Source organism: Mesorhizobium sp. M7A.F.Ca.CA.004.12.1.1 (assembly GCF_003997835.1).
GTDB lineage: Bacteria > Pseudomonadota > Alphaproteobacteria > Rhizobiales > Rhizobiaceae > Mesorhizobium.
The window spans coordinates 1-1,338 of sequence record NZ_RZRK01001178.1 but is presented as its reverse complement, the minus strand read 5'-3'; the positions used below and the strand labels follow the sequence as shown (position 1 = coordinate 1,338).

At 64.5% G+C, this 1,338-nt stretch carries 1 protein-coding gene and 1 pseudogene; one reads left to right on the top strand and one right to left on the bottom strand.

Annotation, left to right across the window (positions count from 1 at the left end; genetic code table 11):
- A pseudogene (locus tag EN984_RS34875) lies at positions 1-206 on the bottom strand (hypothetical protein); the annotation flags it as partial.
- Positions 207-448: 242 nt separating this feature from the next.
- Between EN984_RS34875 and EN984_RS34870 the strand changes: the two are divergent.
- A partial coding sequence (locus EN984_RS34870) for an FAD-binding oxidoreductase (protein WP_164765934.1) occupies positions 449-1,338 on the top strand: 890 nt, incomplete at its 3' end.

Here is a 1,338-nt window from a genome sequence, read left to right as displayed (position 1 = left end):
GTGTCGATCGACATGCCCGAGCCCGAACCAAACGTCTCGCCGAACTTGTCGCGCTGAGCGGCCGGGATGCGGCCGACGCCGACCAGCCCTTTGTTGACAAAGCTCGTGCCGCCGACGGTCGCGGTGCTGTCGGCGAGCGCCGGCGTCAAGGCGGTGAACAAGGCCAGCGCGACGCCGAGCGACGCGGTTCGATACAGGTGTTTCATGGATAATCCTCTTTGTGACGGATGTGCCGGAGCGGCCGCGGGACGAAAAACTGAAAGAGGTGCGACATCGATGATGCCGCGCAAGCCTCCCCGAAACGCGGTCTACGGCGCGAACATGATGCTTGCGTGACAGCGCGCAGTGCATGCCGGCGGTCGACGAAAAACGATGCGCGCGCGGCACTGGACACTTATGTCCAGTGCATATATGATCCAGCCTTCGGACTAACCGTGGAGGGGAAGCCTTGAAGTCGCACTACCGCGCAGTCGTCATCGGGGGTGGCGTGGTCGGGGCCTCGGTGCTCTACCACCTGACGCGATTTGGCTGGAGCGATGTGGCGCTGATCGAGCGCGCCGAACTGACAGCCGGTTCGACCTGGCACGCGGCGGCAGGCTTCCATGCGCTCAACGCCGACCCCAACGTGGCGGCGCTGCAGGACTACACCATCAATCTCTACCGCGAGATCGCGGCCGAATCCGGCTGGGATATCGGCCTGCACATGACGGGCGGCGTCAACATCGCCAGCGATCCCGCGCGCTGGGAGTGGCTGAAATCGGCCTGGGCGGTGTTTCAGTCGGTCGGCATCGAGACCGCGCGCCTTGTCACGCCCGACGAGATCAAGGCGATCTGCCCGATCGTCGACGTCACCGGCGTGCTAGGCGGCCTGCATGATTCCAACGAGGGGCACCTCGACCCGTACGGCACGACGCACGCCTATGCCGGCGCTGCAAAAAAGCGCGGCGCCGACATCATCCTGCGCAACCGGGTGGTCGAGTTGAAGCCGCGCGCCGACGGTCGCTGGGATGTCGTCACGGAGCAGGGCACCATTATCGCCGAGCATGTCGTCAATGCCGGCGGGCTGTGGGCAAAGCAGCTCGGCCGCATGGCCGGCATCGACCTGCCGGTGACGCCGATGGAGCACCATTATTTCATCACTGAGGACATTCCCGAGATCGCGGCGCTGGACAGGGAAATCGGCATCGCCGTCGATCTCGACGGCTTTTCGTATCTCAGGCAGGAGCGCAAGGGCGTGCTGCTCGGCGTTTACGAGCAGAACCCGAAGCACTGGAACATGGATGGCGCGCCGTGGGACTACGGCATCGAGCTGATCCCGGAAGACATCGACCGCATCAG